The following is a 6,335-nucleotide window of genomic DNA, read 5'->3' as shown; positions in this document are numbered from 1 at the left end:
GTCGGTAATTGCATAAATCGCTATAATTTCGTCAAGCATTTTTCTTCTCTTCAAGGGTCAACATCTTGAAGAGATTTTATTGGCTTTGCTCCCTGACCGCTTCTAACTAGCAACTTGGGTTATTAGACAGGGACAAAGAGTTGGAACGCTTAAGAAAGCAGGTAGTAGCCCTCAGTGGATTGATGTAACTAAACCGCATTTCTATAATCTTATCAAGACAGCTATTCAATCTTTAGAAGCAGAAGAAAGAGACCAGATTATTAAGGAAAAAGATCAGCTTATTTCAGAGCAGAGGCAGCTTGCTCACAGTAAGAATGAGCAGATTAAGAACCTGAGACAACAAGTAGCAATTCTTCAGCGAACAATCAGCCAATCCTCATCTGAGCAACAAACTCAGTTGGGAATTCTTCAAAATTCCCTACAAGCAAAAGAAGCGGAAATTACACGCAGAGAAAACGATGTTCAAGCAAGAGAAACTCAAATACAAGAGCTTCAAGCTAAGGTCACTCGATCTTCTCTTGCTTACGACTCGAAAGAAGTAGAAGGGAAAATTCAGGCAGAACTGGGAGATGAAGTATGGAAACAATTATCTGAAACTAGCCGTAAGAACTTAGTAGCAGCAATCATTAACTATAAAATAGCTAGAAAGAGAGACTTTCTGAACGATTACTCTGAAGCTGTGACCAGACTGTGTTTAGTAGTTGAAACAGAAATAGTTATTCCTTTCTTTGAAAAGTTTTACGAATTTCTATGTGCTAGACACAATCACGGACCTTCTACTTTTGAAATTGCTGGTGTACAGCTAAGAGAAGAACAAGTTTATACTATTGGTCAACTGCCCCGTTTAATCTCTAGAAATGTGTTTCGCTTTCGGAAAGAAAAGCTGAATCTAGAAATACTGTCACCAAGCGACAAAACAGAGCTTTACTACCAATTTCGATTCCGTGAACAGTTAGATCCTGCGGATGAAGAATTGATACAAATATTTCTGAATCAATGGTCACATCCTCTAGCAAAATGGCTTAAAAATGCAGAGGAATCAGCTTCAATGCTAGAAAAAATCAGGCAAATTCGTAACCGCGCTCCGCACCCAAGTTCAGTTTACGAATGGCATTTCCGCCATCTCTATAAGCTAATTACTGGTAGGGAGGGTTTGCTACAGCAACTCCATCAACAAGAATTAATGACACAATCTCCAAAGAGCACAGAATCTAGAGAAACTTCGAGAGGTCAAAGAATTCTTTCAATACGATCAACACGAAGATTACCTTGATAATTGCCAAAAGTTCTAATCGAATTCTTGCTAGTAATTTAGAATGTGTGAACTGAGTGGGGCAGAAGTGTTATGTCAGCGATCGTGAACTTCAAGACTTCCATTGCTAGACTGATCTAATTCATCGCTTTAAAGCTAAAAACCGACAGGATCGCTCCCATCGGTTTCTAAAAATGATCAGCGATCGACTAATCGCGCTGACCCATTGCAATCAGAATGTATTGAACCAATTGCAGCAGGGCATACAGCGCAGTCGCCACATAAGTAAACGCCGCTGCATTCAGTACTTTCCGTGCGCCTTGATTTTCCTCACCCTGCAAAATGCCCAACTCATCGATCAAGCGCAATGCCCGGTTCGACGCATCAAACTCCACGGGCAAAGTCACAATGTGGAAAATAATCACCGCTGCGAACAGTGCAATTCCCAGCGGAATCAAAAACTTAAATGCCCCGATAAAGAGACCCGCCATAATCAAAATCGGACCAAAATTCGCGCCCAAGTTGACAGCGGGAACCAGTGCCGCTCTCACATTCATTGGCTTGTAGCCCTTCACATCTTGCAGAACGTGACCGCATTCATGCGCCGCCACCGCAGCCGCAGCCAGCGAATTCGAGTTGTATACCACATCTGACAGGCGAACTGCTTTCGCACTCGGATCATAGTGGTCGGTCAATTCACCAGGAACGTGTTCGATCGCGACATCGTAAATGCCCATACGATCGAGAATTGTTTTCGCCACTTGTGCCCCGGTCAGTCCCATCTTTGAGGGAATCTCGGAATATTTGCGATATGTGCTTTGTACCCGCTGCTGTGCCCAGAATACGAGAATCATGCCGGGAATCAGCAGGAGATAAGACCAGTGAAAAAACATCGCCTTTTTACCTTTTTGCTTAAGTTCTGTACGCGGCTAATTGACTACTTTTAATCCTCATGCTATCACCGAAAATTCTACCTGTCTGGTGCAAAAACCGAACCCCAAACCGGAGCGGTCGAGACTCAAGACTTACGTTAGAATGAAATCTAGAACTGAGAGGATGAAAGCGCTAAATGTCGAGGATTGATTGCCGTGTGTCACTAACGGGAGTTAGTTACACTTATGCGTGAAATGCCCAAAGCACTACAGACTCATGGGACTTCGCCGCAGGTGAATCAATCGATCGCGCTCTCAGGACTCTTGCCGCCACCCGATCGAACTCGTGCGCGAGTTCTGGCGTGGCTTAAAGGAAATGTCCCTGAAACTCGAATTCGACATATTCTACGAGTGGAGCAGTTCGCGATCGAGCTTGCTCAACTCCACGAATTAAATGTCGAAAAAGCGGCTCAGGCGGCATTGATGCACGATCTGGCGAAATTCTTCAAGCCTAAACGATTGTTAAGTATGGCGATCGCAGAAGGTTTGACGCTTGATCCGATCGATGAATCAAATCCTCATCTCCTTCATGCCGATGCAGGCGCGATCGTTGCGCGTGACGAATTCGGAGTGCAGGATGAGGAAGTGTTGGATGCCATTCGTCATCATACGTTGGGTAGTCCGACCATGACCTTACTCGGATGTGTGGTCTATCTGGCAGATGGTCTGGAGCCAGGACGCGGCAACACACCAGAGTTAGAAGAATTGCGTACTCTGAGTCGGCAAGATTTGATTCAGGCAACTTGGAGAGCGGCGGATGCTTCTCTTCGACATCTGATTCAAGCGGGTCATCTGATCCATCCGCGCACGGTTCAGACTCGTAATGCGTTTTTGCAGCAGTATAAACAAACTGAGGCGAAACCGCGCCATTTACAAAACCACTTCGTAAAAGGAATTCAAACCTGAATGACAGAACTTTCTAACCAACAAACTCTTTCCAACCCGATGACCAACATCGACGATCGCAGTGAGAGACTGGCACGATTGGCGGCAGAAGCAGCCGATGAGCGGAAAGGGAGCGATATTGTGTTGCTGAAAGTGGGCGATGTCACGGTTCTGGCTGATTATTTTGTTTTAGTTACAGGCTATTCCAAGGTACAAGTTCGGGCAATTGCTCGATCGATCGAGGACAAAATCGAAGAGACGATGAACCGGAAACCGATTCGATCGGAGGGCTTTTCGGAGGGCACTTGGGTTGTGGAAGATTTTGGGGATGTGATTGTTCACGTGATGATGCCCCAAGAGCGGGAGTATTACGGTTTGGAATCGTTCTGGGGTCACGCGGCACGAATTCCAGTTGGCGAATTCTAGAGCGTTGAAATAATCATCGGGAGATTGCAATCGCGATCTCCCGATTTTTTGTAATTTGATGAAAACAAGTGGACTGACATTTTTCGGGATCTAGCAGACCATCGGGAGCGGCTCGGACTACTAAACTAGCGAATAACTTGCGCTACGTCATACAAACCATGTTCGTTGTTTGCATAGTCCTGCCAATAGTTCGTTTCTTTGTCGAATCCTGGCTGTTGAGAAAGCGACTTGAAATCATCCGCACTATTCCAACGGGCGAGTAATGCGATCGTTGATTTGTCTGTGCTAGGACACATCGCTGCCCACTGTAATCCAGAAGCCATTTGCAGCACTCCAGGCATCATCTGGCTCACAACCATTGCTAGTTCAGATTGGTTCTTACCAGGTTTCATCTTAAATTGGCTGAATTGGATAACATTCCCCTGCTGCAAACTGGGCGATTTATCTCTAGTTTCTGTCTGTTGAACTTGACAAGCAAAGCTCTGAGGTTTCCCGTTTGTGGCAACATCGAGAATGTGTTCTGAAGCATAAGCCTGGAAGGTCGATAAATCTTTACCTTTCCACTGCGATAAGGCAATCACTTGAGAGCCATTTTCAGCTTTGAGAAGCGCGGAGTCTTGAAAGCCCGGAATGTTGGAGAAAGCGGTTTGCTCTTCTTTTGCAATTTCTGAAAGAACTTTGGGTTGCGTGTCGGGTGTCGTTGGGTAAACCGTCACGACGTTCACAATGTCGTTTGTTCCATCGAGAGAAACAGTTGCGGCGGCTTGGGCTTGACTCGGAATTGCAAACAGAACGCCGAAGAGAAAGAGCGCAATTGCACCCAATCGATAAATCATTCGCTTGAACATAGCAAAAATCCTGGGAAATGATGTTGAGAACAAGCTCAATCTACTCATTTGCAAGTTTTCAGTCTTGCCTGATCTTGGGGTAACATTACCCGATCTTGGGAAATTTTTACACCGATCGCGGGTTCAACTGGCTAATTCTTGAGGTTTGCAGAGTAAAAAAATAACGCTGAAAAAAGATTAAAAGATACTGAAGCTAAAACAACGCTTTCAGGGATCTCCCATAAGATCAGAGCAGTTCGTCTTGGTGGAGAGATTGCGCTAGTTCTGCCAATACTTCTAGGAAGGATTGAACTACGATGAACGATCAATCACGTCTGATGATTAGCTGTACACATCCAGAAGATCTGCTTCAAACGGCTAGTTTTCACTTCCTGAAGACCTATGATATCGGGGTTTCAGGAATTGGGGTCTGCCATGCAGCACAACCTGGTTGTGAATCTCTAGAAATGGTGTTTCAGCAGCATGTTCTGTTTATTCATCTGCGACCAGAAGTTGGCTCAGAGCGCAGAATTGACGATCGCTGGCAAGAAGAAAATGTCCAACTCGGGGATATTGCCATCGTGCCTGCTGGTGCAACGCACTGGCAAGGCATTGAGCAAGACATTGCTGAAGGGATCATGCTCACGTTGGAACCAGAATTTTTGGCACAGTCTTCTCCAGATTTCATAAATCTTGACCGGATTGAACTGCTGCCGACGTTTGCCCAACCTGATCCATTGATTTACGGGATTGGAACGACGCTCAAGAATGGACTAGCAACGGGAACATGCGATCGCATCTATGCGGAAACCCTTCTGGCTTCTCTTTCGGTGCATCTGCTACGCCACTACTGCACTCAACCACTCAGGTTACAGTCTTACGAAAAAGGCGGACTATCCATAGACAAATTGCAGCAAGCGATCGATTACATCCAAGCGAATCTCGATCAGAAATTGACCCTAGAAGCGATCTCACAACAGCTTGATCTGAGTGTCTATTATTTCTGCGAATTATTCAAACAATCTACGGGAGTTGCACCTTACAAGTATGTCTTGCAGCAGCGTGTGGAACGGGCAAAGCGGCTTTTGAAAGATAAAAACAGAGCGATCGCAGACATCGCTCTCGAATGCGGATTTGCAAATCAGACCCACTTGAACCGACACTTTCGCAAATTCACCGGAACGACTCCCAAGATTTACAGAAACCGATAGACCGATCAATTACTTGCAAACTGCCCTCTCCATAACCTGAGCAGTATAACGACCCCATTCATCCGCCGTGAATAACCTCTCGAACTTAATGAAGAGACTCTAGTACGGTCGGTGTGCAACGGGATTGTTCGACTGCGATCAACATACATTGCTGTTCAAGCTTTTCCTCGATGTCTCGCCTTTGCCTTTTGACGAGAGCGTTGCCATTTTTCCTCTTCCTCAGCTTCTCTCATCGCTTTTGAGCGTTGCTTAGAAGCCTGCTTACGCTCCTCTAAGTTTTGTCGCATCACTTCCTGAGCAAATGTAGACACGCCTTGATTTGCCATTTCTTGGCTTACTTGACGCGCCATCCGCTTGGGGTTGACTCTTTTCAAGAAAATCGGAGTAACTTCTACGGAGGCACTTGCTTGTGTCAGTAGACTTAGAAAGACGTTATTAACAATAAAGGCTAAAACTTCGACATCTTGAGGCTCAACACCAAAAATATGTCGCCCAACTTTCAGTTCGTTGTCAGCATAAAGCTCTACAACGCCCTCCCAAAATTGACCGTTGAAAAAAATGGTTAGTTTCATCATTCCCCTTCTTGTTGCAGTGGACGGCACTGGACATCCCGAAGGGGGAAGGTTACTGCACTACCTCAATGTAGTGTATTCGGACTACCAACCGAATCGTGTTTTTGTGCCTTGCCCCTCAATTCTATCCATAGATTCCATCAGAGCAATGTAATGAATTTTGTAATTAGATTAACTTCTATTTCAACAAACTCAACTGATTTCATAGTTAATCGACTAAATTCCCACAA

7 protein-coding genes are annotated in these 6,335 nt (G+C 45.2%); 4 read left to right on the top strand and 3 right to left on the bottom strand.

Translation table 11 applies throughout. The annotated features are described in order from the left end of the window. Positions 1–397: 397 nt before the first annotated feature. Positions 398–1,273: a hypothetical protein gene (locus ACQ4M5_RS33685; RefSeq protein ID WP_430680185.1), complete on the top strand. Its 876-nt coding sequence runs from the start codon at positions 398–400 to the stop codon at positions 1,271–1,273. A gap of 188 nt (positions 1,274–1,461) precedes the next feature. Here the strand turns inward: ACQ4M5_RS33685 and ACQ4M5_RS33680 are convergent, their stop codons facing one another. Beyond that, on the bottom strand, positions 1,462–2,145 hold the full coding sequence (locus ACQ4M5_RS33680) for a zinc metallopeptidase (protein ID WP_430680184.1): 684 nt from the start codon (positions 2,143–2,145) through the stop codon (positions 1,462–1,464). A gap of 225 nt (positions 2,146–2,370) precedes the next feature. Between ACQ4M5_RS33680 and yqeK the strand changes: the two genes are divergently transcribed. Together yqeK and rsfS are read left to right on the top strand one after the other, a co-directional pair. Next, positions 2,371–3,090: a bis(5'-nucleosyl)-tetraphosphatase (symmetrical) YqeK gene (gene yqeK / locus ACQ4M5_RS33675; protein WP_430680183.1), complete on the top strand. Its 720-nt coding sequence runs from the start codon at positions 2,371–2,373 to the stop codon at positions 3,088–3,090. Then, positions 3,091–3,495 (top strand): ribosome silencing factor, encoded by a 405-nt coding sequence (gene rsfS, locus ACQ4M5_RS33670; protein ID WP_430680182.1) that lies wholly within the window; start codon positions 3,091–3,093, stop codon positions 3,493–3,495. A gap of 125 nt (positions 3,496–3,620) precedes the next feature. Here rsfS and ACQ4M5_RS33665 read toward each other — a convergent pair whose 3' ends face one another. Next, positions 3,621–4,343 carry a hypothetical protein gene (locus ACQ4M5_RS33665; protein ID WP_430680181.1) on the bottom strand — a complete coding sequence of 241 codons (723 nt, stop codon included), beginning with the start codon at positions 4,341–4,343 and terminating at the stop codon, positions 3,621–3,623. Positions 4,344–4,639: 296 nt separating this feature from the next. Here ACQ4M5_RS33665 and ACQ4M5_RS33660 point away from each other — a divergent pair, with 296 nt between their 5' ends. Beyond that, complete coding sequence (locus tag ACQ4M5_RS33660; protein WP_430680180.1) at positions 4,640–5,533, top strand: helix-turn-helix domain-containing protein; 894 nt, start codon at positions 4,640–4,642, stop codon at positions 5,531–5,533. Positions 5,534–5,688: 155 nt separating this feature from the next. On the opposite strand, the gene ACQ4M5_RS33655 is transcribed toward ACQ4M5_RS33660, so the two are convergent. Then, positions 5,689–6,105: a YjdF family protein gene (locus ACQ4M5_RS33655; protein ID WP_430680179.1), complete on the bottom strand. Its 417-nt coding sequence runs from the start codon at positions 6,103–6,105 to the stop codon at positions 5,689–5,691. Between the last annotated feature and the right edge of the window lie 230 nt (positions 6,106–6,335).

This window comes from Leptolyngbya sp. AN10 (assembly GCF_050565645.1).
In the GTDB taxonomy this organism is placed as follows: Bacteria; Cyanobacteriota; Cyanobacteriia; order Leptolyngbyales; family Leptolyngbyaceae; genus Leptolyngbya.
Note: the sequence above shows the minus strand (reverse complement) of the source record. Positions and strands in the feature narration are given on the sequence as shown.